37 protein-coding genes and 1 pseudogene are annotated in these 26,824 nt (G+C 62.9%); 5 read left to right on the top strand and 33 right to left on the bottom strand.

What is annotated here, in order from left to right:
* Positions 1-56: 56 nt before the first annotated feature.
* From rplM to RCJ92_RS08630, 21 genes and pseudogenes are all read right to left on the bottom strand, one after another.
* On the bottom strand, positions 57-500 hold the full coding sequence (gene rplM, locus RCJ92_RS08730) for a 50S ribosomal protein L13 (protein ID WP_138177241.1): 444 nt from the start codon (positions 498-500) through the stop codon (positions 57-59).
* Positions 501-846: 346 nt separating this feature from the next.
* Entirely contained in the window at positions 847-1,851 is a 1,005-nt protein-coding gene (gene truA / locus RCJ92_RS08725) for a tRNA pseudouridine(38-40) synthase TruA (RefSeq protein ID WP_446754327.1), read from the bottom strand.
* Between the two features lie 195 nt (positions 1,852-2,046).
* Positions 2,047-2,493 (bottom strand): annotated as a pseudogene (gene rplQ / locus RCJ92_RS08720) (50S ribosomal protein L17); the annotation flags it as partial.
* An 85-nt stretch (positions 2,494-2,578) separates the two neighbouring features.
* A complete protein-coding gene (locus RCJ92_RS08715) occupies positions 2,579-3,586 on the bottom strand; it encodes a DNA-directed RNA polymerase subunit alpha (protein ID WP_054821340.1) in 1,008 nt (335 codons plus the stop codon).
* Positions 3,587-3,741: 155 nt separating this feature from the next.
* Positions 3,742-4,143: a 30S ribosomal protein S11 gene (gene rpsK, locus RCJ92_RS08710; RefSeq protein WP_138177232.1), complete on the bottom strand. Its 402-nt coding sequence runs from the start codon at positions 4,141-4,143 to the stop codon at positions 3,742-3,744.
* Positions 4,144-4,186: 43 nt separating this feature from the next.
* Positions 4,187-4,561 (bottom strand): 30S ribosomal protein S13, encoded by a 375-nt coding sequence (gene rpsM / locus RCJ92_RS08705; protein ID WP_054821342.1) that lies wholly within the window; start codon positions 4,559-4,561, stop codon positions 4,187-4,189.
* Between the two features lie 148 nt (positions 4,562-4,709).
* A complete protein-coding gene (gene rpmJ, locus RCJ92_RS08700; protein ID WP_138177229.1) occupies positions 4,710-4,823 on the bottom strand; it encodes a 50S ribosomal protein L36 in 114 nt (37 codons plus the stop codon).
* A 132-nt stretch (positions 4,824-4,955) separates the two neighbouring features.
* A complete protein-coding gene (infA, locus tag RCJ92_RS08695) occupies positions 4,956-5,177 on the bottom strand; it encodes a translation initiation factor IF-1 (RefSeq protein ID WP_054821343.1) in 222 nt (73 codons plus the stop codon).
* Between the two features lie 217 nt (positions 5,178-5,394).
* On the bottom strand, positions 5,395-6,225 hold the full coding sequence (gene map, locus RCJ92_RS08690) for a type I methionyl aminopeptidase (RefSeq protein WP_138926597.1): 831 nt from the start codon (positions 6,223-6,225) through the stop codon (positions 5,395-5,397).
* A 130-nt stretch (positions 6,226-6,355) separates the two neighbouring features.
* Positions 6,356-6,928 (bottom strand): adenylate kinase, encoded by a 573-nt coding sequence (locus tag RCJ92_RS08685; protein ID WP_054820648.1) that lies wholly within the window; start codon positions 6,926-6,928, stop codon positions 6,356-6,358.
* A complete protein-coding gene (secY, locus tag RCJ92_RS08680; RefSeq protein ID WP_138177223.1) occupies positions 6,925-8,229 on the bottom strand; it encodes a preprotein translocase subunit SecY in 1,305 nt (434 codons plus the stop codon). The genes RCJ92_RS08685 and secY overlap by 4 nt, the downstream gene beginning before the upstream one ends.
* Positions 8,230-8,479: 250 nt before the next feature.
* Positions 8,480-8,935, bottom strand: a complete 456-nt coding sequence (rplO, locus tag RCJ92_RS08675; protein ID WP_138177219.1) for a 50S ribosomal protein L15 — start codon at positions 8,933-8,935, stop codon at positions 8,480-8,482.
* 2 nt (positions 8,936-8,937) lie between these two features.
* Complete coding sequence (gene rpmD, locus RCJ92_RS08670; protein ID WP_054820646.1) at positions 8,938-9,141, bottom strand: 50S ribosomal protein L30; 204 nt, start codon at positions 9,139-9,141, stop codon at positions 8,938-8,940.
* Between the two features lie 3 nt (positions 9,142-9,144).
* The gene (gene rpsE, locus RCJ92_RS08665) at positions 9,145-9,837 is read right to left on the bottom strand and encodes a 30S ribosomal protein S5 (protein ID WP_138177216.1); all 693 of its coding nucleotides are present in this window, start codon (positions 9,835-9,837) and stop codon (positions 9,145-9,147) included.
* Positions 9,834-10,205, bottom strand: coding sequence for a 50S ribosomal protein L18 (gene rplR / locus RCJ92_RS08660; RefSeq protein ID WP_054820645.1), 372 nt, complete (start codon positions 10,203-10,205; stop codon positions 9,834-9,836). Before rplR ends, rpsE begins: the two co-directional genes overlap by 4 nt.
* Positions 10,206-10,207: 2 nt before the next feature.
* The gene (gene rplF / locus RCJ92_RS08655) at positions 10,208-10,744 is read right to left on the bottom strand and encodes a 50S ribosomal protein L6 (RefSeq protein WP_138177213.1); all 537 of its coding nucleotides are present in this window, start codon (positions 10,742-10,744) and stop codon (positions 10,208-10,210) included.
* Between the two features lie 21 nt (positions 10,745-10,765).
* The gene (gene rpsH / locus RCJ92_RS08650; RefSeq protein ID WP_054820643.1) at positions 10,766-11,164 is read right to left on the bottom strand and encodes a 30S ribosomal protein S8; all 399 of its coding nucleotides are present in this window, start codon (positions 11,162-11,164) and stop codon (positions 10,766-10,768) included.
* Between the two features lie 60 nt (positions 11,165-11,224).
* Positions 11,225-11,794, bottom strand: a complete 570-nt coding sequence (rplE, locus tag RCJ92_RS08645) for a 50S ribosomal protein L5 (RefSeq protein WP_054820642.1) — start codon at positions 11,792-11,794, stop codon at positions 11,225-11,227.
* Positions 11,794-12,138 (bottom strand): 50S ribosomal protein L24, encoded by a 345-nt coding sequence (gene rplX, locus RCJ92_RS08640; RefSeq protein WP_138177210.1) that lies wholly within the window; start codon positions 12,136-12,138, stop codon positions 11,794-11,796. The genes rplE and rplX overlap by 1 nt, the downstream gene beginning before the upstream one ends.
* Before the next feature lie 2 nt (positions 12,139-12,140).
* Positions 12,141-12,509: a 50S ribosomal protein L14 gene (gene rplN, locus RCJ92_RS08635; protein ID WP_054820641.1), complete on the bottom strand. Its 369-nt coding sequence runs from the start codon at positions 12,507-12,509 to the stop codon at positions 12,141-12,143.
* A 418-nt stretch (positions 12,510-12,927) separates the two neighbouring features.
* Positions 12,928-13,443, bottom strand: coding sequence for a VOC family protein (locus RCJ92_RS08630; protein WP_446754326.1), 516 nt, complete (start codon positions 13,441-13,443; stop codon positions 12,928-12,930).
* Between the two features lie 87 nt (positions 13,444-13,530).
* Here RCJ92_RS08630 and RCJ92_RS08625 point away from each other — a divergent pair, with 87 nt between their 5' ends.
* The 5 genes from RCJ92_RS08625 to RCJ92_RS08605 all read left to right on the top strand — a co-directional run bounded on the left by RCJ92_RS08625 (position 13,531) and on the right by RCJ92_RS08605 (position 17,374).
* The gene (locus RCJ92_RS08625; protein WP_446754325.1) at positions 13,531-14,340 is read left to right on the top strand and encodes a helix-turn-helix domain-containing protein; all 810 of its coding nucleotides are present in this window, start codon (positions 13,531-13,533) and stop codon (positions 14,338-14,340) included.
* A gap of 418 nt (positions 14,341-14,758) precedes the next feature.
* Positions 14,759-15,013: an RNA polymerase sigma factor gene (locus RCJ92_RS08620; protein WP_446754324.1), complete on the top strand. Its 255-nt coding sequence runs from the start codon at positions 14,759-14,761 to the stop codon at positions 15,011-15,013.
* 21 nt (positions 15,014-15,034) lie between these two features.
* The gene (locus RCJ92_RS08615; RefSeq protein ID WP_446754323.1) at positions 15,035-15,253 is read left to right on the top strand and encodes a sigma factor-like helix-turn-helix DNA-binding protein; all 219 of its coding nucleotides are present in this window, start codon (positions 15,035-15,037) and stop codon (positions 15,251-15,253) included.
* A gap of 22 nt (positions 15,254-15,275) precedes the next feature.
* Positions 15,276-16,100 carry a hypothetical protein gene (locus RCJ92_RS08610; RefSeq protein ID WP_446754322.1) on the top strand — a complete coding sequence of 275 codons (825 nt, stop codon included), beginning with the start codon at positions 15,276-15,278 and terminating at the stop codon, positions 16,098-16,100.
* A gap of 296 nt (positions 16,101-16,396) precedes the next feature.
* Positions 16,397-17,374 (top strand): arsenic resistance protein, encoded by a 978-nt coding sequence (locus RCJ92_RS08605; RefSeq protein ID WP_446754321.1) that lies wholly within the window; start codon positions 16,397-16,399, stop codon positions 17,372-17,374.
* 304 nt (positions 17,375-17,678) lie between these two features.
* On the opposite strand, the gene rpsQ is transcribed toward RCJ92_RS08605, so the two are convergent.
* From rpsQ to RCJ92_RS08545, 12 genes are all read right to left on the bottom strand, one after another.
* Positions 17,679-17,966: a 30S ribosomal protein S17 gene (gene rpsQ / locus RCJ92_RS08600; RefSeq protein WP_054820637.1), complete on the bottom strand. Its 288-nt coding sequence runs from the start codon at positions 17,964-17,966 to the stop codon at positions 17,679-17,681.
* Positions 17,966-18,235, bottom strand: a complete 270-nt coding sequence (gene rpmC / locus RCJ92_RS08595; RefSeq protein ID WP_054820636.1) for a 50S ribosomal protein L29 — start codon at positions 18,233-18,235, stop codon at positions 17,966-17,968. Before rpmC ends, rpsQ begins: the two co-directional genes overlap by 1 nt.
* Positions 18,236-18,237: 2 nt before the next feature.
* The gene (gene rplP, locus RCJ92_RS08590; protein ID WP_054820635.1) at positions 18,238-18,654 is read right to left on the bottom strand and encodes a 50S ribosomal protein L16; all 417 of its coding nucleotides are present in this window, start codon (positions 18,652-18,654) and stop codon (positions 18,238-18,240) included.
* Positions 18,655-19,440, bottom strand: a complete 786-nt coding sequence (rpsC, locus tag RCJ92_RS08585) for a 30S ribosomal protein S3 (protein WP_054820634.1) — start codon at positions 19,438-19,440, stop codon at positions 18,655-18,657.
* Positions 19,441-19,806 (bottom strand): 50S ribosomal protein L22, encoded by a 366-nt coding sequence (gene rplV / locus RCJ92_RS08580; protein ID WP_138177193.1) that lies wholly within the window; start codon positions 19,804-19,806, stop codon positions 19,441-19,443. It lies immediately after the preceding gene.
* Positions 19,807-19,865: 59 nt separating this feature from the next.
* Positions 19,866-20,147, bottom strand: a complete 282-nt coding sequence (gene rpsS / locus RCJ92_RS08575; RefSeq protein ID WP_054820632.1) for a 30S ribosomal protein S19 — start codon at positions 20,145-20,147, stop codon at positions 19,866-19,868.
* A gap of 12 nt (positions 20,148-20,159) precedes the next feature.
* Positions 20,160-20,999 carry a 50S ribosomal protein L2 gene (gene rplB, locus RCJ92_RS08570; RefSeq protein WP_138177190.1) on the bottom strand — a complete coding sequence of 280 codons (840 nt, stop codon included), beginning with the start codon at positions 20,997-20,999 and terminating at the stop codon, positions 20,160-20,162.
* 32 nt (positions 21,000-21,031) lie between these two features.
* On the bottom strand, positions 21,032-21,334 hold the full coding sequence (gene rplW, locus RCJ92_RS08565) for a 50S ribosomal protein L23 (RefSeq protein ID WP_054820631.1): 303 nt from the start codon (positions 21,332-21,334) through the stop codon (positions 21,032-21,034).
* Positions 21,331-21,933: a 50S ribosomal protein L4 gene (gene rplD, locus RCJ92_RS08560; protein ID WP_138177187.1), complete on the bottom strand. Its 603-nt coding sequence runs from the start codon at positions 21,931-21,933 to the stop codon at positions 21,331-21,333. The genes rplW and rplD overlap by 4 nt, the downstream gene beginning before the upstream one ends.
* 4 nt (positions 21,934-21,937) lie before the next feature.
* The gene (gene rplC / locus RCJ92_RS08555; RefSeq protein ID WP_054820630.1) at positions 21,938-22,588 is read right to left on the bottom strand and encodes a 50S ribosomal protein L3; all 651 of its coding nucleotides are present in this window, start codon (positions 22,586-22,588) and stop codon (positions 21,938-21,940) included.
* A 19-nt stretch (positions 22,589-22,607) separates the two neighbouring features.
* Positions 22,608-22,916 (bottom strand): 30S ribosomal protein S10, encoded by a 309-nt coding sequence (rpsJ, locus tag RCJ92_RS08550; protein ID WP_013349689.1) that lies wholly within the window; start codon positions 22,914-22,916, stop codon positions 22,608-22,610.
* Between the two features lie 442 nt (positions 22,917-23,358).
* A complete protein-coding gene (locus tag RCJ92_RS08545) occupies positions 23,359-26,655 on the bottom strand; it encodes a hypothetical protein (RefSeq protein ID WP_446754320.1) in 3,297 nt (1,098 codons plus the stop codon).
* Between the last annotated feature and the right edge of the window lie 169 nt (positions 26,656-26,824).

The following is a 26,824-nucleotide window of genomic DNA, read 5'->3' as shown; positions in this document are numbered from 1 at the left end:
TTCAGCGTTCTGAGCCACGATTATCTCCTAATAAGTTTTTCTTCTCGGGGCCAGGACTACTGGGCGACCTGGGTGATTTCGAACGGCTTCGGAGCCTGGGCCGCGTGCGGGTGCTCAGCGCCACGGTAGACCTTCAGCTTGCTCAGCTGGGCTGCGGCGATCTTGTTCTTCGGCAGCATGCCCTTGATGGCCTTCTCGACAGCCTGAACCGGGTTCTTCTCCAGCAGTTCGGCGTAGTTCGAGCTCTTCAGACCGCCCGGGAAACCGGAGTGGCGGTAAGCGCGCTTCTGCACCAGCTTGTTGCCGGTCAGGGCAACCTTCTCAGCGTTGATGATGATGACGTGGTCGCCCATGTCCATATGCGAGGCGAAAGTAGCCTTGTGCTTGCCGCGCAGCAGGGTCGCTGCTTCGACAGCCAGGCGGCCGAGCACAACATCGGTGGCGTCAATGACGTGCCACTGACGGGTCTGGTCAGCCGGCTTAGGGGTGTACGTACGCACAGTAATTGCCTTACGTTGATTCGTTTCTGGTCAAACAGCTGCAGGTGTCATGGCGTGAGATCCATCAGGGACAAGCACTGTCGTGTTTACTTTGTGTCAGGACCAGTACGTCAGGTGAGGACTGATTTAACCGGCCGTCCAGGTGGTGTTCGCATGCCCAGCAGACCAGCGGCTATGCAACTAAGCCGTCACGCTGTGGCATGTAGTGTCGAACGTGGACATACACAACTTTCACAAGTTTAGCCGATTAATGGGCCAGCACACAATTCGGCTAGTGGGCCCGGTGGGGCCCAAATGCCCGCAATGACGGGTATTTTCCGTCACAGTCCCCAAGCCCACCTGTCAATCAGCTACCGCCCGGATTCCGCCGAAGTGCTCTTGGCCGGTGCTCTTCGTGGCCCTGAGCGGTGGCGGTGCCTTCCTCCACGAACGCCCCGGTGGCCTCATCGGCGCGGCGCCGGGCCCTGGTCTGCTCGGCCCGGGCCAGCAGCTGCCCGGCCTGCGGGTAGCGCACCTCCTCCAGGACCAGGGCGCGAGGGTGGGCCAGTTTCGTCTTCGAATCGCGCACCATGGCCTGCAGCCGGTCGGCGAGGAAGCCCTGGGTTTCCCGCCCGTCCCCCACCATCAGCGCGGCCCCGATCAGGGCGCGCACCATGTTGTGGCAGAAGGCGTCCGCGACCAGGTGGGCGGTGATGATCCCGTCTCCGCCCCTGGTAAAGGAGAACTCCTGCAGGGTGCGGATGGTGGTGGCATCGGGGCGGGGCTTGCAGTAGGAGAGGAAGTCGTGACGGCCCAGCACGCTGCGCGCCTCGGCGTCCATCAGCTGCACATCCAGTTCCTCTCGGTGCCACATGGTGATCTGCCGGGTCAGTGGGTCCCAGCGGTGCAGCCCGTCCGCAATGCGGTAGGAGTAGCGCCGCTGCAGGGCCGAGAAGCGGGCGTCAAAGCCCGGCTCGGCCACAGCCGCGTCATGGATGAGCACGGCCCCCTCCTGGCTGGCCAGGATCCCGTTCAGCCGGCGCACCAGCGCCTTGGCGGGGCTCAGCGGTGAGCGCCGCGGCAGCGCCTCGTATTCGGTGGGGGTCAAATCAAAGTGGACCATCTGGTTCCTGGCGTGCACCCCGGCGTCGGTGCGCCCGGCCACAACCACCCGGACCTGGCGGCGCACCAGGGTGGCCAGCCCCTCCTCGATCAGCTGCTGGACCCCGAGCACGTTTGGCTGCCGGGCCCACCCGTGGAACTGGGAGCCGTCATAGCCCAGGCGCATCCGCATCCGCACCGTGGCCGGTTCGCTGGAACCGGACGCCACGGTGGCGCCCAGCGGGTGGGTTTCGGGTGCTGGGGTGCTCATGGGTTCCATTATCCAATCTGTGTCCGGCGTCCTGCCAAATCCGGTGGTGGTCCCGCCCGCCGTTGCAGGCAAGCGCAGGAACCTTGGGATGGGCAGCGGGCTTTGGCGGGCGTTTAAGCACCGAACCCCGGAAGCATGCGCTTCCGGGGTTCGGTGACCGAGGTGGCCCGTGCGTGCGGGCCGTGGGCCTTAGGCCTCTTCGGTGGCCTCAGGGGCGGCGTTCTCGGCAGCCTTCTCGGCTTCCTTCACGACGGCCTGCTTCGGCGAAACCGGCTCCATGACCAGTTCGATGACAGCCATCGGGGCGTTGTCGCCCTTGCGGTTGCCGATCTTGGTGATGCGGGTGTAGCCGCCTTCGCGGTTGGCCATCACCGGGGCGATGTTCTCGAACAGCTCGTGAACGATCGACTTGTTGGTGCGGCTGCGCGATGCGATCACGGACTGCACGCGACGACGCGAGGCCAGGTCTCCGCGCTTGGCGAAGGTGATCAGGCGCTCGGCGTGCGGGGCCAGGCGCTTGGCGCGGTTCAGGGTGGTGGTGATCTGCTTGTTCTCGAACAGCTGGGCAGACAGGTTGGCGAGGATCAGTCGCTCGTGAGCTGCGCTGCCGCCGAGACGCGGACCCTTGGTGGGGGTTGGCATTGGTGTTCTCCTAGATGAATAATCCTGCGCTCCCGGCCCTTAGGCCGGGAACCCGGATGAAGTTATTTGTCGCCAGACGCGGTGCCTAGAGGCTGCCGTCGCCGTAGACATCCTCGCCGTCTTCCATGGCGGCACGGCTGCCCATGTCGAACCCTGGAGGGGAATCCTTCAGGGACAGGCCGAGGTCTACAAGCTTTGCCTTGACTTCGTCAATGGACTTGGCACCGAAGTTGCGGATGTCCATCAGGTCGGCCTCCGAACGCGTGACCAGTTCACCCACGGAGTGGATGCCCTCGCGCTTCAGGCAGTTGTAGGAACGCACGGTCAGTTCCAGGTCCTCGATCGGCAGCGCCATGTCGGCAGCCAGGGCTGCGTCCGTTGGCGACGGGCCGATCTCGATTCCCTCGGCTGCGGTGTTCAGCTCGCGGAACAGGCCGAACAGCTCCACCAGGGTGGTGCCGGCCGATGCCACGGCGTCGCGCGGGGAAATCGACTCCTTGGTCTCCACATCAACGATCAGGCGATCGAAGTCGGTGCGCTGCTCAACACGGGTGGCCTCCACGCGGAAGGTCACCTTCAGCACCGGCGAGTAGATCGAGTCGACCGGGATCCGGCCAATCTCGCTGTCGGCGCTCTTGTTCTGGGCGGCGGACACGTAGCCACGGCCACGCTCAATGGTCAGTTCCATATCGAACTTGCCGTTGGCGTTCAGGGTGGCGATGTGCAGATCTGGATTGTGGAACTCAACACCGGCAGGCGGGGTGATGTCCGCTGCGGTGACGACGCCGGGGCCCTGCTTGCGCAGGTAAGCGACGACCGGTTCATCGTGCTCGGAGGACACGGACAGGTTCTTGATGTTCAGAACCAGTTCGGTGACGTCTTCCTTCACACCGGCTACGGTGGAGAACTCGTGCAGTACGCCGTCGATGCGAACGCTGGTGACGGAGGCACCAGGGATCGAGGACAGCAGGGTACGGCGAAGCGAGTTACCTAGGGTGTAGCCAAAGCCCGGCTCCAGCGGTTCGATGACGAACCGGGAGCGATTCTCGGAAACAACTTCTTCGGTCAGGGTTGGGCGCTGCGTAATGAGCACTTACATTTCCTTTCGGCGAGCGTCCGCTATATGACGCAACACGGGGGTGGAAACGACGGTAGCCTCTGCGGCGTACGTCTGTTGCAGGTGTGAGGCCTGGAAGCCGGCCCTCGCCGGGGCGGGGGCGGCTTCCAGGTCTCTTCCTGACGGCTGAGTTAGACGCGGCGACGCTTTGGCGGGCGGCAACCGTTGTGTGCGCTCGGGGAAACGTCCTGGATGGACCCAACCTCAAGGCCGGCGGCCTGCAGCGAGCGGATCGCGGTTTCGCGTCCCGAGCCCGGGCCCTTGACGAAAACGTCAACCTTGCGCATGCCGTGCTCCTGGGCACGCTTGGCAGCCTGCTCGGCGGCCATCTGTGCGGCGTACGGGGTCGACTTGCGCGAACCCTTCATGCCGACCTCACCGGCCGAGGCCCACGAGATCACAGCACCGGTCGGGTCGGTAATCGACACGATGGTGTTGTTGAAGGTGCTCTTGATGTGCGCCTGGCCCAGCGCGATATTCTTTTTGTCCTTGCGACGCGGCTTACGCACCGCTCCACGAGTCTTTGGGGGCATTTCTTCTCCTACGAAAAAGTTTTTGGATCTAGACCGCTAGGAATTAGCGGGTCTTCTTCTTACCGGCGACGGTACGCTTCGGGCCCTTGCGGGTACGGGCGTTGGTCTTGGTGCGCTGACCGTGAACCGGCAGACCCTTGCGGTGGCGAATACCTTCGTAGGATCCGATTTCGACCTTGCGGCGGATGTCGGCCTGAACCTCGCGGCGCAGGTCACCTTCCACCTGGTAGGTGCCTTCGATGAAGTCACGCAGCTGAACCAGCTCAGCGTCGGTGAGATCCTTCACGCGAGTATCCGGGTTGATTCCGGTTGCTGCGATGGTCTCTTCTGCACGGGTCCTGCCCACGCCGTAGATGTAAGTCAACGCGATGATCACGCGCTTTTCGCGTGGGATGTCCACGCCTGCTAAACGAGCCATAAGTGGCTACCTTTCAACGTTCGGAGGTCTTCAGCAGCACCTTCCCACCGAAGTGGTCCCCAGCCTCCGAAACCGGGGGTGTGCATCGCGCGTATTCGATGCGGTGCTGCCATTTCTTGACTACGCGTGGGACAAATCCGTAAGGGATTTAGCCCTGACGCTGCTTGTGGCGTGGGTTCGAGCAGATCACCATAACGCGACCATTGCGGCGAATCACCTTGCAATTGTCGCAGATCGGCTTCACGCTGGGGTTAACCTTCAAGGGTTTACTCCTCTTGCGGTTGCAGTTATTTTTGGAGCGGTAAACAAGCCTGCCTCAAGACAATGCTCAAGCGGCCGTCCGGGTGATCATTCACTGGACGTCCGCAAGATCGCTGTCTCAAAAACTACTGATTTACTTGTAGCGGTAAACGATACGACCTCGGTTGAGATCGTATGGGCTCATTTCTACCTGCACCCGGTCCTCTGGGAGGATTCGAATGTAGTGCTGGCGCATTTTACCCGAGATAGTTGCAAGCACGACGTGCTTGTTGGGCAGTTCGACGCGGAACATTGCGTTCGGCAATGCTTCGGTCACTGTGCCCTCTACCTGGATGACACCTTCCTTCTTGGCCATTTTCCCCGCTAACTTTGGTAGTTGCCGCCGGCGGCGGCAACAAGTAATTGGTTCCGGAAGCCCGTTTCAGTGGTTCCGCGCAGCCCTTGCGAGCTTTTGGGCGCACTTAAATAGACAACCAACAGTCAAGAATACGCCATGGGCGGGCGTGGCGACAAATCGATTCGGCCGCTTAAAGTGTTAGATCCGGCACCTCGGTGCCGGATCCATGCCGCGGTTACGGCTTGATGGGTGAGGGGCTCACGCCGAAGGGCTCCAGCCCCGCCGCTCCCCCGTCGTGCGCGGTGAGCACCCAGATCCCGCCCAGGTGCACGGCCACGGTGTGCTCCCACTGGGAGGCGTTCTGCTTGTCGTTGGTAACCACGGTCCAGTCATCGTCCAGCACCGAGGTGGCCAGCTTGCCGCGCACCAGCATCGGTTCGATGGCCAGGGCCATACCGGGCTTGACCCGCGGGCCGCGGTGGCCGCTGTTGTAGTTCAGCACGTCCGGGGCCATGTGCATGGCCGAGCCGATGCCGTGCCCGCAGTACTCCTCCAGGATCCCCAGGCGCGGGCCGGGCTGGGCGTGCACGTACTTTTCGATGGCCTCGCCGATCTGCCCGACGAAGCGGGCCTCGGCCAGGGCGGCGATGCCGGCCCACATGGCCTGCTGGGTGATCTCGCTCAGTCGGCGGTCGGCCTCGTCCACGTCGCCCAGCAACACGGTGCGCGCCGAGTCGGCGTGCCAGCCGTCCACGATGGCCCCGCCGTCGATCTTCAGCACATCCCCGTCCTTGAGCACGTATTCGCTGGGGAAGCCGTGGACCACCTCATGGTTGACCGAGGCGCAGATGGTGGCCGGGAACCCGTGGTAGCCCAGGAAGTTGCTGGTGGCGCCGTGGCGTTCGAGCACCCCGGCGAAGACCGCGTCGACCTCCTTGGTGGTGATGCCCGGCTGGGCGGCGGCGACGGCCTCATCCAGGGCCTCGGCCAGCACCAGGCCGGCTTCGCGCATCTTCAGAATCTGCGCATTGGACTTGTATTCGATTTTCGGCTGTCCGAAAGCCACGGGTTCTCCCTTTGCTGTGTCCCAGTCCCGGTGGGCCGGGTGGGACGGTGTTCCTGAAAATGGCCAAGGACCGTACCGCGCCCGCCGTTGGGCGGCTCGATACGATCCTTGGCCGGTAGCGCCTTGCGTACTAGGCGTTCACGTTCAAGGCGGACAGGACGCGGTCGGTGACCTCGTCGATGGCCCCGATCCCGTCGACCTTGCGCACGATGCCGCGCTCCTCATAGCGGTCGACCACGACCTGGGTCTCCTCGTGGTAGAGGGCCAGGCGGTGGCGGATGACCTCTTCGGTGTCATCGGCGCGGCCTTCGATCTCGGCGCGCTTGAGCAGGCGGGCAACCAGCTCGTTGTCATCGGCGGTCAGCTGCAGTACGCCGTCCAGCTTCTGCCCCTGGGCGGCCAGGATCTCATCCAGCGCGTCCACCTGGGCGCTGGTGCGCGGGTAGCCGTCCAGCAGGAAGCCGTCCTTCACGTCCTGCTGGGCCAGGCGGTCACGCACCATGTTGTTGGTGACCGAGTCCGGCACGAAGTTGCCGGCGTCAATGTACTTCTTGGCCTCCACGCCCAGCGGGGTTCCGCCCTTGACATTGGCGCGGAAGATGTCACCGGTGGAGATCGCCACGATCTGCAGGCGCTCGGAGATCTTTTCGGCCTGAGTGCCCTTGCCGGCCCCGGGAGGTCCGATAATCAACAGTCGAGTCATCGCAAAAGTCCTTCGTAGTGTCGTTGCTGCATCTGAGCATTAATCTGCTTGACGGTCTCCAGGCCCACACCAACCATGATGAGGATCGAGGTCCCGCCAAATGGGAAGTTTTGGTCGGCGTTGAACAAAACGAATGCGATCAGTGGGATCAACGCGACGACTGCCAGGTAGAGCGATCCGGGGAAGGTCACTCGGGAGATCACGTAGTTCAGGTAGTCCGCGGTTGGCTTGCCGGCACGGATGCCGGGGATGAACCCGCCGTACTTCTTCATGTTGTCCGCTACTTCAACCGGGTTGAAGGTGATGGCCACGTAGAAGTAGGTGAAGCCGATGATCAGCAGCGTGTACACGGCCATGTACCACGGCGAGGAGGTGGCCGAGTGGGTCTGCAGCCACAGGGCCCAGTCCGGCAGGGTGCCGTCGTCACGGACGTTGAACTGCACGATCATCTGCGGCAACGCCAGGATGGAGCTGGCGAAGATCACCGGGATCACGCCAGCCATGTTCACCTTGATCGGGATGTAGGTGGAGGTTCCTCCCACGGTGCGCCGGCCGATGGTGCGCTTGGCGTACTGCACCGGCACGCGGCGCTGGGACTGTTCCACGAACACCACCAGGGCGATGACCAGCAGGCCGATCAGCAGCACTCCGGTGAACACACCCCAGCCCTGGGAGCGGCCGATGGCGCCCATGGCGGAGGGGAAGCCGGAGGCAATGGAGATGAAGATCAGGATCGACATGCCGTTGCCGATGCCGCGTTCGGTGATCAGCTCACCCATCCACATGATCAGACCGGTGCCTGCGGTGAGCGTGATGATCATCAGCAGGATCACGATCAGGCTCTCGTCGGGCACCAGCGGCAGCTGGCAGCCCGGGAACAGGGTGCCGGTGCGTGCCAGGGTGACCAGGGTGGTCGCCTGCAGCAGGCCCAGGGCGATGGTCAGGTAGCGGGTGTACTGGGTCATCTTGGCCTGGCCGGCCTGACCCTCCTTGTGCAGCTGTTCGAAGTGCGGGATCACCACACGCAGCAGCTGAACGATAATGGCCGCGGTGATGTACGGCATGATACCCATGGCGAAGACGGAGACCTGCAGCAGTGCTCCACCGCTGAACAGGTTCACAAACTGGTAGATGCCACCGGTGGTTTCACCCTGTGCCAGACACTGCTGAACGTTGCTGTAGTTGACTCCCGGAGCCGGGACGAACACACCCACACGGTAGATCGCAATAATACCGAGCGTGAACAGCAACTTGTTGCGCAGATCAGGCGTCCGAAAAACTCGGGCTATGGCGCTGAACAAGCGTCCTCCTGACGTATTTGCCTGAGCCTGGTCTGCAGACTCTTGCGTTGACTTTATGAATTCTAGCGGTTCCTGGCACCGGCGCGCCAAATAGGCGGCACAGCATGGACGTAATTTCCCCCGAACTCCCACCATAGTCCACGGTGGTGATCGGGCCCGGTGCTCAGGTCAGGTGCTGTAAATGTGGCAAGGCCCCGGTGAATCCGTGCAGTACGGATTCACCGGGGCCTTACCGTGGTTCAAACCCTGTTTAGAGGGTGGTCACCGAGCCGCCGGCAGCGGCGATCTTCTGTTCGGCGGAAGCCGAGAAGGCGTTGGCCTTCACGTCAACCTTGACCGAGATCTCGCCGGTGCCCAGCACCTTGACCGGCTCGTTCTTGCGAACGGCGCCCTTGGCAACCAGTGCCTCGACGGTGACTTCGCCCCCCTCGGGGAACAGTTCGTTGATCTTGTCCAGGTTCACAACCTGGTACTCGACGCGGAACGGGTTCTTGAAGCCACGCAGCTTCGGCAGACGCATGTGCAGCGGCAGCTGACCGCCGGCGAAGCCTGCCTTGACCTGGTAGCGGGCCTTGGTGCCCTTGGTACCGCGGCCTGCGGTCTTACCCTTGGATGCCTCACCACGACCCACACGGGTCTTGGCGGTCTTGGCACCTTCGGCCGGACGCAGGTGGTGGACCTTGAGTGCGTTTTCCTTTTCAGCCATGTTTACTTAGCCTCCTCAACCTTCACCAGGTGTGGGACCTTGTTGAGCATGCCGACGGTCACCGGGTCTGCGGTGCGGACAACGGTGTGCCCAACACGCTTCAAACCGAGCGAACGAACGGAGTCGCGGTGGCCCTGCTTAGCACCAATGACGGACTTGGTCTGGGTGATTTCCAGCTTGGCGTCGCTTGGGACAATGTTCGCCATTGCCTATGCACCTGCCTTCTGGGTCTGGATGTGGTGGATCATTGCGGCCGGGGCAACCTCGTCCAGAGGCAGCCCACGACGGGCAGCCACAGCCTGCGGCTCTTCCAGAGCCTTCAGGGCTGCAACGGTGCCGTGCACAATGTTGATCTGGTTCTGCGAACCCATCGACTTGGACAGCACGTCGTGGATGCCGGCGCATTCCAGCACCGCACGCACCGGACCACCGGCGATAACGCCGGTACCCGGGGAGGCCGGACGCAGCAGCACAACGCCTGCAGCGTCTTCGCCCTTGACCAGGTGCGGGATGGTGGTGCCAACGCGCGGAACGCGGAAGAAGTTCTTCTTCGCTTCCTCGACGCCCTTGGCAATGGCCGCGGGAACTTCCTTGGCCTTGCCGTAGCCGACACCTACGGTGCCGTTGCCGTCACCGACAACGACCAGTGCGGTGAAGCTGAAGCGGCGACCACCCTTGACAACCTTCGAAACGCGGTTGATGGTGACCACACGCTCAAGGAACTTGTCCTTGTCTTCGTTGCGGTTTTCACGGTTATCGCGACCACGACCACGGCCACCCTCATTACGACGGCCACGGCCCTCGTTGCGACGAGAGTTGTTGTTGTCGTTAGCCGCTGCAGTTTCCACTGCCTCGGTAGCTTCAGACACCTGAGTTTCCTTCTCGTTAGTTGATTCGCTCACAGTGCCAGCCCACCTTCACGAGCGCCGTCTGCCACGGCGGCAACGCGACCGTGGTACTTGTTTCCACCGCGGTCGAAGACAACTGCCTCGATGCCAGCAGCCTTGGCGCGCTCGGCTACGAGCTCGCCAACGCGCTTGGACTTAGCGGTCTTGTCAGCTTCCAGGGCGCGCAGGTCGGCTTCCATGGTCGAAGCGCTGGCCAGGGTGATGCCCTTCGAGTCGTCCACGATCTGTACGAAGATGTGGCGAGCCGAACGGTTGACAACCAGGCGCGGGCGGACCGAGGTGCCAACGAGGCGCTTGCGCACACGCAGGTGACGGCGGCCGCGGGCGGCGGACTTGCTCTTGCCCTTGATTCCGATAGCCATAATTACTTACCAGCCTTTCCGACCTTGCGGCGGATCTGTTCGCCGGCGTAGCGAATGCCCTTGCCCTTGTAAGGCTCGGTCTTACGCAGCTTGCGGATGTTGGCAGCAACCTCGCCGACCTGCTGCTTATCGATGCCAGCAACGGTGATCTTGTTGTTGCCCTCGACGGTCAGGGTGATGCCCGCCGGTGCCTCAACGCTGACCGGGTGCGAGTAGCCCAGAGCAAGCTCCAGGTTGGCGCCCTTGGCCTGGACACGGTAACCGGTGCCGTGGATTTCGAGCTTCTTCTCGTAACCCTGGGTGACGCCGATGATCATGTTTTCGATCAGGCTGCGGGTCAGGCCGTGCAGCGAACGCGATTCGCGCTCGTCGTTCGGGCGGCTGACGGTGAGGGTGGTTTCCTCCAGGGCGACGGTGATCGGCGCTGCAACAGTCAGCGACAGTTCACCCTTCGGGCCCTTGGCGGTGACGTCCTGTCCGTCGATCTTCAGGTCGACGCCGGCAGGAACGGTAATCGGAAGACGTCCAATACGTGACATTGTGTATTCCCTTCCTTCCCGTTACCAGACGTAGGCGAGGACTTCCCCACCCACGCCCTTCTTTGCAGCCTGGCGGTCAGTAAGCAGACCGGAGGAGGTGGACAGGATAGCGATGCCCAAGCCACCGAGCACGTGCGGCAGGTTGGTGGACTTTGCGTAAACGCGCAGACCTGGCTTGGAGATGCGACGGACGCCGGCGATCGAACGCTCGCGCAGCGGACCGTACTTCAAAGTGATGGTCAGCTTCTTGCCGACTTCTGCGTCCTCTTCCTCGAAGGAGGCGATGTAGCCCTGTTCCTTGAGGATGTTGGCAATGCGAACCTTCAGCTTGCTCGACGGCATCGAAACGCTGTCGTGGTATGCCGAGTTGGCATTGCGCAGACGAGTCAGCATATCTGCGACTGGATCTGTCATAGACATGTGGGCTTCAGCCCTTCCTCGTTACGGTTTCCTTTGTATCGGACCTGTAACGTAGTGAGTTTAGTTTTCGGTCTTGAACGGGAAGCCCAGTGCCTTGAGCAAGGCGCGGCCTTCGTCGTCATTCTTGGCGGTGGTCACCACGGTGATGTCCATACCACGAACGCGGTCGATCTTGTCCTGATCAACTTCGTGGAACATCGACTGCTCGGTCAGGCCGAAGGTGTAGTTTCCGTTGCCGTCGAACTGGCGATCGCTCAGTCCGCGGAAGTCGCGGATACGCGGCAGCGCCAGGGTGATCAGGCGGTCAACGAATTCCCACATGCGGTCGTTGCGCAGGGTGGCGTGGGTACCGATCGGCATGCCTTCGCGCAGCTTGAACTGAGCGATGGACTTGCGAGCACGGGTGATCACTGGCTTCTGACCGGTGATGGCCGTCAGGTCGCGTACGGCGCCTTCGATGATCTTCGAGTCCTTGGCGGCTTCGCCCACACCCATGTTCACGACGACCTTGGTCAGGGTCGGAACCTGCATGGGGTTGGAGTAGTTGAACTGCTCCTGCAGCGCCGGACGGATGTCGGCGGTGTACTTTGCCTTCAGACGTGGCTGGATCTTGGTGGCTGCTTCAGTCATTACAGATCCTTTCCGGAAGCCTTGGCGTAACGGATGCGCACAGTCTTGCTCACACCGTTCTTCTCTACGGTTTCCTCGCGGAAACCAACGCGGGTCGGCTTCTTGGTTTCAGGATCCACCACGGCAACGTTCGAAACGTGCATGGGGGCCTCGACAACCTCGATACCGCCGGTGGTCGAACCGGATTCGGTCTGACCGGCCTTGGTGTGCTTGGTGACGCGGTTAACGCCTTCCACCAGGACGCGCTGGGCGGCCGGGAAGACCTTCAGGACCTTGCCCTGCTTGCCGCGGTCGCCGCCGCTGATGACCTGAACCAGGTCACCCTTCTTGATCTTTGCACCCATGGTTACAGCACCTCCGGAGCCAGGGAAACGATCTTCATGAACTTCTTGTCGCGAAGCTCACGACCCACTGGGCCGAAAATACGGGTACCGCGAGGCTCACCCTCGTTCTTCAAGATCACCGCAGCGTTCTCGTCGAACTTGATGTAGGAACCGTCAACGCGACGGATTTCCTTCTTGGTGCGAACGATGACGGCCTTGACGACGTCACCCTTCTTCACGTTGCCGCCAGGAATTGCGTCCTTGACGGTAGCGACGATGGTGTCGCCGATGCTTGCGTAGCGACGCTTCGAGCCGCCGAGAACACGAATGGCAAGGATTTCCTTGGCACCGGTGTTATCGGCAACCTTGAGTCGCGACTCCTGCTGAATCACTTATTACTCCTGTCGTCTCGCTGGTTCTCGTGAACGAGCCTTGCGGAACGGATAATGGTCTCCCCGGTACGATCGCTTACCCCCACCGGCGAGGGCGCACCGAATGCTGATCCCAGATGGCGGCAGGGCCGAGGCGTAAAATACCGGGGTCGTGCTGCGGGCGGAAACATGTTCCCACACCGCTGCAGCGTGCCGAAGGTGGATAGTCCTCGGACACAATGCGCACAAGTATCTATCCTATCCCAGATTCGCGCTGTTCCGAAATGGTGTGGTAGGGGCGGGCAACGCGTGATTCGTCACAGTACCGGCCACTGCGGGAGGGACGTTAAGGCATGGGTGCGAGCACGCAGAAACGCACCGGCAGCAGTGCCGCGCGACCGGTGCGCTGGCTCGAATAATCGCGGCATATTCAACCGGGTCACTCGGTGCCCGCCTGTTCCTGCGCCCATCGTGCCACCCGCCGGTTGCTTTCTTCCTCGGTGAGGTCCTCGACCCGGCTCATCACCGACCAACGCACCCCGAACGGGTCACGGATGGAGGCATAGCGGTCCCCCGAGACGAACGTGGTGGCCGGTTCACGCAGCACCGCCCCGGCGGCGAGGGCGCGCTCGAGCACCTCATCCACATTCGGGCAGTACAAGCCCAGGGAATAGCAGGCCTCCTCCCCCGCTGGCGGTGGCACCAGGCCGAACTGGGGGCTGGGAACACCCAGCTGCAGGTGGCCTTGGCCGAAGTCCAGGTCAGCGTGGACCAGCACGCCGCCCATCTCAGTGGCGTCCACCAACCGGGCGCCAAAGATCTCACGGTAGAACTCAACGGCCTCACGGGCGTTTTCGATGGCCAGGAAGGGGGTTAGGCTGGTCGCCCCGTGGGGCGTCCCGTTGGTGGTGTGCTCTCCAGTGACCCCGCGCATCGGGGTGTTTTCTGTGCTCATGCATTCAGGTTAGGGCCCGGCCGTCGTAGGATTCTTGCAAATATGCGACATTCGCCGGGACGGCCCGAGAAGCACGTGGAGGTTCACATGGCAGGGGAAGCCGGAGACGAGCGGAGCGTACTCTATCCTGCGTCGCTGCCCCACTTCGAACGCCACGAGCCTCCGCCGTCCTTGGCCGAGACGGTCCAGTGGTTCTGGCTGGCGCGGTGGGACTTGGCCCCAAACCAGGTACGTCGCCAACAACTGCTGACCTTCCCGACGCTGAACCTGGTCGTGCAACCCGGCTCCGTCTTACTGAGTGGGCCCAGCACCGGCACCTCGCATCGGGACCTGGAAGGCACGGGCTGGGTGCTGGCCGCACTGCTGCAGCCGGCGGCTGCCGAACAGCTGGGTGTGGACCCTGCCGGGCCGGCGGGTCGGGAACTCCCCTTCCCACAGCCCGCACTGCAGGGCCGGGTTGAAGCCCTGATGGCTCACGCCGTCCCACCGTCTGACGCTTTCGAAGCCATCGAAGTGCTCGCCCGATGGCTCGCAAAGCTTCCGAAACCCAGCGACACCGGGCTGCTGGCCAACCGCATGCTGCGGTTGGTTGCCACCAACCGTGCGATAACCCAGGTGTCAGACCTGTCCGATGCCCTGGATGTGGGCGTACGCAGGCTGCAGCGCCTCAGCGCCGCCCATCTCGGTGTCCCGCCTTTGCAAATTATTCGTCGCTACCGTGTGCAGGAGGCGGCGATGCGATTGCGCGGGGAGCCCGGGTTGTCCCTGGCCCGGTTGGCCGCCGAACTGAGCTATACGGATCAGGCCCACTTCGCCACGGACTTCCGCAGGTTCATTGGCCTTACCCCTGGAAGTTATCAACGCCAGGCCGCTGCTTCCTCGTCGGAATTCACCTAGCGCGTTGTTCCGCCCTCGCCTCGGTAGACCGGTGGCGTCCAGGACGTCGCTGTCGCGCTGAAGCCGGCGAACGCGTGGTTATGAAGCTCGCGGGCCCCCGTTGCTCAGTGGTTCGCGGGGCTTCCTGGGCCGGACGGCAGTACCTAATTGAACCAGCCGGTGCACGGAAGATTCTGGAAGGGGGTGGCTCCCGGACCGCAATTCTCCCCCGCTATATTGGCAAGCGGGGTTACTCGTTGTCCGTGTTTCAAGCGGCCTTCCGAATCAACCCATCGGTCCGTTCTTGGACATGGACCAACTTCACTGGAATAGCCCCCTACTTCGGGTAACAAATGGCGACGTGCGGACATGTATAGGTATGAGCACCTGAAAAACAAGGCAGGAGCGGGGGACACGGTTCTCCGGGCTATACGAGCTGGTGTACACCGACGTACTCCGCTTCGTGCAACGCCGGACTGGTCCCGAGCACGCCGAGGATATCGTCCACGAAGCCTTCCTCGTTACTTGGCGCCGCTTGGATGACCTTCCAACCGAACACGAGGACGCCCGAGCCTGGATGTTCGCCGTCGCGCGGAACTGCATGTTGAACAACGTGCGCGGGGAAAAACGTCAAGGAACGCTGGTTGTCAGGATCGCTGCCCACGCTTCAACTTTTGCCGAAGCAGCAACCTAGTTAGTCAATGAACACGTCGATTTGGTCGCAGCTTGGCACCGGTTGCGTCCCCTCGACCAAGAAGTGTTGGCCCTTGCAATCTGGGAGGAGCTTCACTCCTCCAAGGCCGGACAGGTTCTGGGGATTTCATCGGCCGCCTACCGCCTTCGGCTTCATCGTGCGCGCAAGTCTTTGCGCCGCATGCTCGATGCTTCTGCATCCCCTAACTCCTTTGCCGAATTCCTCATGACGGAGTCATAGACATAAGAACAAGAATGCGCAAATGGAAGCTTTTCGCCTCCTGGATGCGGCCCCCAGCGGCAGTCTGAACGAGTCCGAACGAATCAAAGCCAACGCAGGGCTGCAACAAATCGTTGCGAGTGATCCCGACAATGGGCGAGTCACCGATCACCGATCCCACGCGCTCCGCTCCCACCCGGTACGTCGGATAGCGACACCCGTTGCGGTGGCCCTGGCTGCCACCGTCACCGCGACGGTGGTACTTTTTCCCGGGCCGGGGGCCAATGATGCGGCCTACGCATCGTGGACTGCCGACCCCGGAACCATCAGCGCCGCCGACCGTGCCGTGGCCGATTCCGCCTGCCGGGGCCGCTTGGATCTGGCACCTGCCCAGTTAGACCTCGCCGAACGACGCGGTGAATGGGTGGTCCTGCTGTATACCGCGTCTTCCGAGCATATGTCTGGTATGTGCCTTGCTCACCTGCCAGTCGGTGCACCAGAAGCCAACACCATTGATGCCAGCCGGGCAGGCGGAGACCAGGGTTTCCTTCCCGTCGGCGGGGAATTCACTGAAGGGAACATTGCCGAGTTCCGTGGCCGCAACGCTTTCGGGTTCCCAGAACGGCCCGACGTTGCCCTGACCCACAGGAACGTCGGTGAGGACGTGAAAGCCGTGTCCATCACTACTCCGGACGGCCAAGTGGTAGAAGCTACGGTTCAGGACGGCCGATCCGCCGTATGGTGGCCAGGAAAAGCCTTTGGCAGCCGTTTGGAGGGTAATGGCAGGCCGGCACCTGCGCTGTCCTACACGATAACTCTGGAGGACGATACCGTCATCCAGGACGCCTCCCCCAGGAATCCGCCTTAGCACCGCAGCGATATGCGTGGTTGCGACCTTGGGTCGTGTGCACTGCCGATCGGTAGCTCGTCACAGTCATCACGCCTGCCGGGGTCTGAGGTACTGGATATCCAAACTCATACTGGGTGTAATGATGTGCCTTGGAAATACCTTTGCCGGGCGGCCACTCAGCCACGCGGCTGCCCGGCATCTGGTTATCGGCGGGCATGAGTCATTTCAGGAATTGAGTCCCAGCAAGTCTCCTGCCTATTGGACACGGTTGACGGTCATTTAGGTCTGCCGCGTCGATGCTGGAGGATTGAGGAATGAAACGGATCGTTGAATGGTGGGATACGCAGCAGGTTCCGCTCTATCTATTGGCCATCGGCGTAGGAGCGGTTCTGGGGCTAAGTGCACCGCAGCTGGGCCCGGCGTTAGAGCTTGGGATCGAGCCGATTCTGATGCTCCTATTGTTCGCAACCTTCCTCGGGGTGCCTTTGGTCGAGGTCGGACGTTCGTTTAGAGATTTCCGGTTCCTGGGTACGGTCCTGGTCGCGAATTTCGTGTTCGTGCCCGCTATCGCCTGGGCGCTCTCACGTTTCGTGGCTGATGACAAAGCGCTGCTGCTCGGAGTGTTGCTCGTGTTACTTACCCCGTGCATTGACTACGTCATCGTGTTTACGGGTCTAGCTGGTGGCGCGCGCTCACGTTTGCTTGCGGCGGCACCCCTGCTGATGCTCGCCCAAATCCTGTTGCTGCCCGTTTACCTTTTCTTGGTCGTTGGCGCAGAAGTGCTGTCGGTCATTGAGATTGGGCCATTTGCCAAGGCCTTCTTCTTGCTGATCGTGCTACCGCTCGCCGCCGCGGCTGCCGTGCAAAGCGTTTCCCGACGCCATCATGTGGGAAGAGCCGTCGAAGAAGTCATGGCGGGCGCGATGGTGCCGCTAATGATGGCCACGCTCTGCGTGGTTCTCGGATCACAGATCGCGGCCGTGGGGTCGCAGATCGGCTCGCTTGCCCGAGTAGTTCCTCTATATGTTGTCTTCGTGGTTGCCGCTCTTGCCATCGGCCGGCTCGCGGGCAAGACCACCGGGCTCGATGTGCCATCCACGCGTGCCGTGATGTTCTCGGCTGCCACCCGCAACTCCCTGGTGGTGCTTCCCTTGGCGCTCGCGCTACCGGCCCCGCTGGGGATCGCCCCGCTTGCGGTAGTGACGCAAACCCTGGTCGAGTTGGTCGCAATGGTGGTGCTTGTGCGGCTCGTTCCGATGCTTACGCCCGAGGAAGGCAGGCAGGTCGTTTAGCTTTCCCCAGCCGTCTCTGGATGGAATGCACAATAAGATCCATCGTGGTTTCGCACACGTCCAACCGCCGGCGTGAGAGGCGAGGCCGGACAAAGATTTCGTGGCAGATAACTGAACGTGTCGGTTGCTGACACGGAATTCGGGCCAAAAGAGATCTCCTTCTTTGACCTGCCCGTAGCCGCGCCCTACCGATCCAAGGTTAGAACCCCGGTCCGGGAATGCGAAAACGCCCCGCAGTTCTCCTGAGGGAGTACTGCGGGGCGTTCTCAGCAATTCACGTCAACCGTGGAATCACCGGGAGGGCTTACTTGGCCTTCTCGACGATTTCCACCAGGCGCCAGCGCTTGTCAGCGGACAGCGGGCGGGTCTCAGCGATAACAACCAAGTCGCCGATGCCGGCTTCGTTGTTCTCGTCATGAGCCTTGACGTTCTTGTTGCGGCGCATCACCTTGCCGTAGAGGGCGTGCTTCACACGGTCCTCAACGTCAACGACGATGGTCTTCTGCATCTTGTCGGAAACCACGTAACCACGGAGGGTCTTGCGGTAGTTACGCTCGGTTGCGTCAGCCACACCGTTCTCCTTCTCGCTCATTACTTGGCTTCCTTGCCCTTCTTGGTTTCTTCAACCGGGACAACGACTTCCTGGCGAATGCCGAGCTCACGTTCGCGCAGCACAGTGTAAATGCGAGCGATATCGCGCTTGACAGCCTTCAGGTTGCCGTGAGTTTCCAACTGACCGGTAGCCGACTGGAAACGGAGGTTGAACAGCTCGGCCTTGGCCTTCTTCAATTCCTCGTTCAGACGAGCATTGTCGTAGCCATCCAAAGCCTCAATGGTCAGGTCCTTTGAACCAATAGCCATTCCTATTCACCACCCTCACGACGCACGATGCGTGCCTTCAACGGCAGCTTGTGGATTGCCAGGCGCAGGGCCTCGCGAGCTACCTCTTCACTGACGCCGGACAGTTCAAACAGAACACGTCCCGGCTTGACGTTTGCGACCCACCATTCCGGCGAACCCTTACCGGAACCCATGCGGGTTTCGGCAGGCTTCTTGGTCAGCGGACGGTCCGGGTAAATGTTGATCCAGACCTTACCGCCACGCTTGATGTGGCGGGTCATGGCGATACGGGCGGCTTCAATCTGACGGTTGGTCACGTAGGCCGGGGTCAGAGCCTGGATGCCGTATTCACCGAACGATACGGTGGTTCCGCCCTTGGCAGCACCCGAGCGGTTCGGGTGGTGCTGCTTGCGGTACTTCACACGACGTGGGATAAGCATTTAAGCCTCTCCTCCTTCCGCAGCAGGAGCCTGTGCGGCAGCCTTGTTGCGGTCGTTGCGACGACGACGGTCGCCACCACGGTTCGGGCGGTCACCGCCACGGCCACGTGCCGGAGCGGCAGCGGCCTGCTGTGCAGCCAGTTCCTTGGCGGTTACGTCACCCTTGTAGATCCAGACCTTCACGCCGATGCGGCCGAAGGTGGTCTTGGCTTCGAACTTGCCGAAGTCGATGTTCGCGCGCAGGGTGTGCAGCGGCACACGACCTTCGCGGTAGAACTCCTTGCGCGACATTTCGGCGCCACCCAGGCGGCCCGAGCACTGCACGCGGATGCCCTTGGCACCTGCACGCATTGCCGACTGCATGGCCTTCTTCATCGCGCGGCGGAACGCCACGCGCGAAGCAAGCTGCTCGGCGATGCCCTGGGCAACCAGCTGGGCTTCGATGTCGGGGTTCTTGACCTCGAGGATGTTCAGCTGCACCTGCTTGCCGGTCAGCTTCTCCAGCTCACCGCGGATGCGATCGGCTTCGGCGCCGCGGCGGCCGATGACGATGCCCGGGCGGGCGGTGTGGATGTCCACACGCACGCGGTCACGGGTGCGCTCGATCTCAACGCGGGCGATGCCTGCGCGGTCCATGCCGGTGGACAGCAGTTCGCGGATCTTGACGTCTTCCTTGACAAAATCCTTGTAACGCTGGCCTGGCTTGTTGGAATCGGCGAACCAGTGCGAAACGTGGTCAGTGGTGATGCCGAGACGGAAACCGTTCGGGTTTACCTTCTGTCCCATTTACTTTTCCCCACCCTTCTCCGGGGTTGAAACAACCACGGTGATGTGGCTGGTGCGCTTCTTGATCTGGAAGGCACGACCCTGAGCACGCGGCTGGAACCGCTTCATGGTCGGACCTTCGTCTACAAACGCCTCGCTGATAATCAGCTCGTCCTCATTGAATGCTTCACCTGCGCGGTCCGCGGCGACACGGGCGTTAGCCACTGCCGATGCGACAACCTTGTACACGGGCTCCGAAGCTGCCTGCGGGGCAAACTTCAGAATTGCCAGTGCCTCGTTGGTCTGCAGACCACGAACAAGGTTGACGACGCGCCGGGCCTTCATAGGCGTTACGCGGAGATGACGCGCAATTGCCTTGGCTTCCATTGCTTTCCTTCTCTCGTCTATCGAAGAAGTGCTAAGCGACACTAGATCCCTTCCGGGGCCTAGCGGCGCTTGCCCTTCTTGTCGTCCTTCACGTGGCCACGGAACGTGCGGGTCGAGGCAAACTCACCGAGCTTGTGCCCAACCATCGATTCGGTGACAAACACCGGGATGTGCTTGCGTCCGTCGTGCACGGCGATGGTGTGTCCCAGCATGTCCGGGATGATCATCGAACGGCGGGACCACGTCTTGATGACGTTCTTGGTGCCCTTTTCGTTCTCAGCAACGACCTTCAGGTACAGGTGCTGATCGACGAAGGGGCCTTTCTTCAGGCTGCGTGGCATGTCTCCAGGCTCCTATCGCTTGTTCTTGCCGGTACGACGGCGACGCACAATAAGCTTGTCGCTGTCCTTGTTCGGACGACGGGTGCGTCCTTCACGCTTACCATTGGGGTTGACCGGGTGACGACCACCGGAGGTCTTACCTTCACCACCACCGTGCGGGTGATCGATCGGGTTCATGGCCACACCACGCACGGTCGGGCGGACGCCCTTCCAGCGCATACGGCCGGCCTTGCCCCAGTTGATGTTGATCTGCTCGGCGTTGCCCACTTCGCCGATGGTGGCGCGGCAGCGCACATCGACGTTGCGGATTTCACCCGAAGGCAGGCGCAACTGGGCGAACTTGCCCTCGCGGGCCACCAGCTGGATGGAGGCACCTGCGGAGCGGGCCATCTTGGCACCGCCACCGGGGCGCAGTTCCACGGCGTGGATCACGGAACCCACCGGGATGTTGCGCAGCGGCAGGTTGTTGCCCGGCTTGATGTCCGCGTTCGGACCAGCTTCCACGATGTCGCCCTGGCTCAGGTGGTTCGGGGCGATGATGTAGCGCTTGGTGCCGTCCACGTAGTGCAGCAGGGCAATACGGGCGGTACGGTTCGGGTCGTACTCGATGTGAGCGACCTTTGCCGGCACGCCGTCCTTGTCCTGGCGACGGAAGTCGATCAGGCGGTAGGCGCGCTTGTGTCCGCCACCCTTGTGACGGGTGGTGATCTTACCGGAGTTGTTGCGGCCGCCAGTCTTGGACAGCGGGCGGACCAGCGACTTTTCCGGAGTCGATCGGGTGATTTCTGCGAAGTCGGCTACCGACGAGCCGCGCAGGCCCGGGGTAGTCGGCTTGTACTTACGAATTCCCATTTATTCTTATTCCTCGTTAAAGTGGTCTCCGCTTAGGAAAGCGGACCGCCGAAGATGTCAATCGAGCCTTCCTTCAGGGTGATGATGGCGCGCTTGGTGTCCTTGCGCGTACCCCACCCGAAGCGGGTGCGCTTGCGCTTACCCGGCCGATTGATGGTGTTTACGGAATCAACCTTCACGTTGAAGATGGCTTCAACGGCGTTCTTGATTTCCGACTTGTTCGAACGCGGGTCGACCATGAAGGTGTACTTACCTTCATCGATCAGACCGTAGCTCTTTTCCGAGACGACCGGTGCGATGACCACGTCGTGCGGAGCCTTTGAGAAGACGCTCACTTGGCTTCCTCCTTCTGAACCAGGGCATCGAATGCAGCCTTGGTGAAGACCACGTCGTCCGAAACCAGAACATCGTAGGTGTTCAGCTGATCCACGTACAGGGCGTGGACCTCAACCAGGTTGCGAACCGACAGTGCGGCCACATCGTTGGCGCGTTCGATCACGAGCAGGACATTCTTGCGCTCGGTCAGCGAACGCAGGGTTGCCAGAGCTTCCTTGGTCGACGGCTGATCGCCGGCCACCAGGTTCTCGATCACGTGGACGCGATCGTAGCGAGCGCGATCAGACAGGGCGCCGCGCAGGGCAGCAGCCTTCATCTTCTTGGGGGTGCGCTGCGAGTAGTCACGCGGGGTCGGACCGTGGACGATGCCACCGCCGGTCATCTGCGGTTCGCGGATCGAGCCCTGACGGGCGCGGCCGGTCCCCTTCTGCTTGAACGGCTTGCGGCCGGCACCGGCAACTTCGGCGCGGGTCTTGACCTTGTGGGTGCCCTGACGTGCGGCGGCCAGCTGTGCAACAACTACCTGGTGCAGCAGCGGCACGTTGGTCTGCACATCGAAGATCTCTGCAGGCAGGTCTACGTTAAGTGCCTTAGACATTTACTTATGCTCCCTTCACAGCGGTGCGTACGAGTACGACGCGGCCGCGAGCGCCTGGAACGGCACCCTTGATCAACAGGAGGTTCTTCTCAGCGTCGATGGCGTGGATGGTCAGGTTCTGCGTGGTGACACGCTCGGCACCCATGCGACCGGCCATCTTCTGTCCACGGAAAACGCGACCGGGAGTGGACGCGCCGCCGATGGAACCTGGCTTGCGGTGGTTCTTGTGCTGACCGTGCGAAGCACCAACACCAGCGAAGTTGTGGCGCTTCATGACGCCGGCAAAGCCCTTACCCTTCGAGGTGCCCACGACGTCGACCTTCTGGCCGGCCTCGAACAGCTCGACGGACAGTTCCTGGCCTGCAGCGTATTCGGCTGCATCGGCGGTGCGGAGTTCTACCAGGTGGCGACGCGGGGTCACACCGGCGGCCTCGAAGTGGCCAGCCAGCGGCTTGGTCACCTTGCGCGGATCGATCTGGCCGTAGCCGATCTGAACTGCGGCGTAACCGTCACGCTCGGCGTTGCGCAGCTGGGTGACAACGTTGCTGTCAGCCTGCACCACGGTGACCGGGATCAGGTTGTTGTTTTCGTCCCAAACCTGGGTCATGCCGAGCTTCGTGCCCAGCAGGCCCTTGACATTACGGGTTGCGGTCATAGTTCTCTCAGCACCTCCCCTAGAGCTTGATTTCGATGTTGACATCCGCCGGCAGGTCGAGACGCATCAGCGAGTCAACGGCCTTCGGGGTCGGATCGACGATGTCGATCAGACGCTTGTGCGTGCGCATTTCGAAGTGCTCACGGCTGTCCTTGTACTTGTGGGGCGAACGGATAACGCAGTACACGTTCTTCTCCGTTGGCAGCGGCACTGGGCCGACCACGGTTGCGCCTGCGCGCGTTACCGTCTCAACGATTTTCCGGGCCGAAACGTCAATGACCTCGTGGTCATACGACTTCAGCCGGATGCGGATCTTCTGTCCCGCCATGGCGTCACGCCTCTTTCTGATAGCACTCTCTACAGTTACTGTGCCCTACGGGCCCTCGCGGACCGGCACGCCTTGCACTGCGACTGAATCCGGATCAGATCCGGGTTCCTCACCCGCAGGAGGCTCCGACCCCCGCGGTCGGGCGTGTCGTGAAGTTTTTGGTCACAACTCTACCCTCGACGCTCACGCGAAGTGCGGGAATCCAATGCATTCGAAGCAGTCGTATCGTTCCCGAACCCCAGGCATTATCCTGGGTGAGTGCCGATCTCGGTCGTTCGAATTCAGTTTTTTGTGCTCTTTCGAGCACGCGGCTGCAATCAAGCAACTTATCCAGTGTGACAGGTTCACCCCCGGGCGCGCAAATCATTTGCCGCCCGGGACCCTGGTGATCTTCGACTCAGCGCCCGCCAGCGCCCCGAAAGGCGCCGAGCAGCGCGGCAGCTTAGTTCCTGCGGTTCTCCACCCTTACCAGCCGGGAAAGCGCCAGCACAATCAACGCTATGGCCACCAAGACCAGCAGCACGAACGCATAGTTGCGCAGGAACCAGACTACCGCCGCTGTAATGGCGACCGCGGCCCACCACGTCAGCAACCGCTCCCCCTGGGTCAAACCCAGGGCCAGCAGTCCGGCGAAGAACAGCAGCACCAGCATCTGGGTCAGTGTTCCGGCATCCAGCACCGAGGCCAACTCGGCGGCACTGCCCAGCGCCGCGCCGGCAATCAGCCAGCCGCGGCCCAGGGCGCGGTGCGGCGCCCAATGGCGCAGCCCAATCCCGGCGGCCACCACCGCCAGGTACAGCAGCGCCGCGGAAGCGCCCAGCGGCTCGACCAGCACCCCGTAGCAGCGCAGGGCCACCAGGGCTGCGGCCACGACCACCGCATCGGTGCCATGCTGGCGCCAGGCGCGCGGCAGCTCGTGCAGCCGCGCCACCAGCAGGGCCAGCACCAGCACCAGTGCCCCGCCCAACAGCGGCAACGGTTCGCGGTGCAGCAGGTGGGCCACCGCCCCAGCGGTGAACCCGGAAGCCAGCATTGCGGCGTAGTAGATGCGCGCGGCCTGCCCGCCGGCGTCCGCAGATTTCTGCCAGTGCCGCGGGTAGTGCGGCACCGGCTCCTGGAAGCGGCCGTGCAGCAGTGCAAGGACCAGCAGCACGAGCGCGCCACCCAGCAGGGCCCAACTCAAATCCAGCGACCTCTCACTCACCATGGTGCCCGAGCGCAGGGCCTGCAGGCCGGTGTCCGCGGCCCCCAGCAGCAATAGCGCAGCTGCCGCCGAGTACAGCCCCATCTGCCGGGAATGCACCAGCAGGATTGAGCCAGCCGCGCCGATCAGGAAGACCAGCGCCAGCCAGCGCAGTTCGGGCTGATAGCCCAGCATGAGAACCAGCGGCACCAGCAACGCCGCCAACCTGATCCACTGGTGGCCCTGTTGCCGACGGTATGTCCATTCAAGGCCCAGGGCAACCACCGCCTGGGCGGCGAGCAGCCACATCGCCGCGGTGGCGCCCCACCATCCAGCCCGAACCCAGCCGGTCGTGGAACCGAACGTGGCGGCCGGGACAACGGCTAGCGCCGCCACGGCCAGGCTAACGGGAAGCAGCAGCCACTGCCGGTAGGGTCCGGCACCGAAGGCCCAGTGCGCCAGCAGCGCATGTCCCAGCCAGAGCAGCAGGCTCAGCAGCACGGTGCCGCGGTCCGTCTGCGGGCCGACAGCATAGGCCAGCAGCAGCAACGGCAACCCCACCTGAATTCCCAGCCCAATGACCCGCAATTCCCCCGACACCGCTGCACCGCGGCTGCGGGAGAGAACCAGCCGGGCCGCTTGCGGCAGCACCACGCTGAGCAGCAGCACACAGAACTGCCCGTGCAGGTCCAGCTCGAAGTGCTCAACACTCCACCAGGCGGCAACGCTCAATTGGATCTGGGCCAGTGCGGCATGCGTGATTCTCCAGCCCGCCGCGGTACAGCGGGGCAGGGCCGCGATCAGAAAGACAATATTGGCCGCGGCCACCAACGGCGCCAGCCACCAGAAATCCGAGCGCAGTGCCAGGGCAAAGTAGCCGCACAACGCCCCAAGCACCGGCGCGTGCACGAACGCATCCATGGCCCCATCCGAGGTGGGCAGGCAGCGCCAGGCGACCCAGGCGGTGGCCAGCACCGAGCCGATCAGCACCAGCACCGACCAGCTGCCCGCAGTGACACCCAGAAAGTGCGCACCGAACGACAGCTCTCCCTGCAGGCGCAACGCCAGTGCGAACACCACCATCACCAGCAGGCTGGCGGTCACCCGGATCCGCCAGTGCAGGTTCGCCACGGCGGTACGTTCTGCGTGCCCCGCATTTCGGGCCGAGTAGACCAGCATCCCGGCGGCAGCCGCCCAGATGCCCACCATTGCGGCGCTCGCCACGCCCCGATCGGAGGCCGGGGCAAACAGGAACTGCAGCAGCTGGGCGCTCTTGGCGCCCACCGCCAACAGGAGCACCCAACGCAATTGCGCACCTAGCAGCGCCCGGGATTCGGGCTGCCGCCGCACGACGGCGCCCAGACCCGCCATGCCAAGGACCAGTGCCGGCAGCGGCGACCACGCGTCCTGCCAGTTCTCGGCCAGGGCCAGCAGGGCGAACCCGAACAGCCAGCCGGCCTCCACCAGGGTGCCGCCGCTTCCCGCCAGCCAGCCAAGCAGCACCAGCAGGGCAGGGATGACCAGCAGGGTCAGCCACCAGGTGCCGTGGGCGGAGTGCGCATCCCTGGCATACCCGGCGGCCAGCGCCAGCCAGGTGCCGGCCCACAACACCATGCGTTCGGCAACCCGCCAGGTTTGGCTGGCCCCAAAAACCCGTTCATAGGCCGCGGCGAAGTGTTGTACAAGCGCCGCCTGGGCGGCCAGCAACCCCGCCAGGAGAACCAGGATCACCCGGGGATCGGCCTGTGCGTAGTCCAGCCCGAACAGCACCGCCAGCAGGAAGAACGCCCGGGCGGCAGCCAGGTTCCAAAGCCGGTGCCGCTCCTCCATCCGGGTGCTAAGCACATAGAAGGCGCTCAGCGGCAGGAAGATCCAGAAGAATTCGCGGCTGCTCAACTCATCCAGCATGACCAGGGAGGCCAGGAACACCAGCGGAGGCAGCAGCCGGTAGCTGCTGGAGAGCGCTTGGTGGAATTGTGAGGCGCGCACGGCCGGGCTGCCGATGACCAGCAGGAGCATTGCCACCGCCAGCACCAACAGGGCCAGCAGGTAGGCCAGTACGCCCTGCTGGAGCACCGCGCCGCCGGACATGGCGGTGGAGATCAGGATCAGCACGGCCAGCCAGGCCAGCACCCGGGAGTGCAGCCGCAAAGAGGCGAAGCCGAACGCGAGGGTGCCCACCACGGAGTAGCCCAACCAGATGCCGGTGGGCGAGGTGTGCAGGGTGTTGTAGGTCGCCAGGGCGCATAGGGGCAACAGCGCCAACCCCGTGCCGGTGAAGGCCGCGGCGGCCGGACGCAGGTTGGGTTGGACCCGGTGGACAATCAATCCCGCGGCATAAAATGCTGCGGCGACAACACACAGGCCCACCAGCTTGGCCACCGGGGCCAGGGCGAAGCTGAGGAAGAGTGCGCCGGCCGCCACCAGCAGCAGCGCGGCAACATACAAGGTGATGTTCACGTTGCGCAGTTCGCGTTCGCGCGCACTCAGCGTCGGGCGGACCGGGGCGCTCGGTGCTGCACTCGTGCGCTGGGGGACGAAATCAATGGCCCGCACCCGGTCGGAGACCTGCCCGCCGCCGGACGCGGGCGTCAGGAACGGAAGCCGAGCGGGCGCAGGATGTTGCCCGGGGGCCGGCACCGGAGGGGAACCGGCTTGGGCATAAGGATGACCCGGCGCGGGCTGCGTGCTGCCGGCTGCAGCGGAGGGCCCCGGCGCCGCGTCC

This window comes from Glutamicibacter sp. BSL13 (assembly GCF_052928425.1).
The sequence above is the reverse complement of the archived record's forward strand: the minus strand, read 5'-3'. Positions and strand labels throughout refer to the sequence as shown.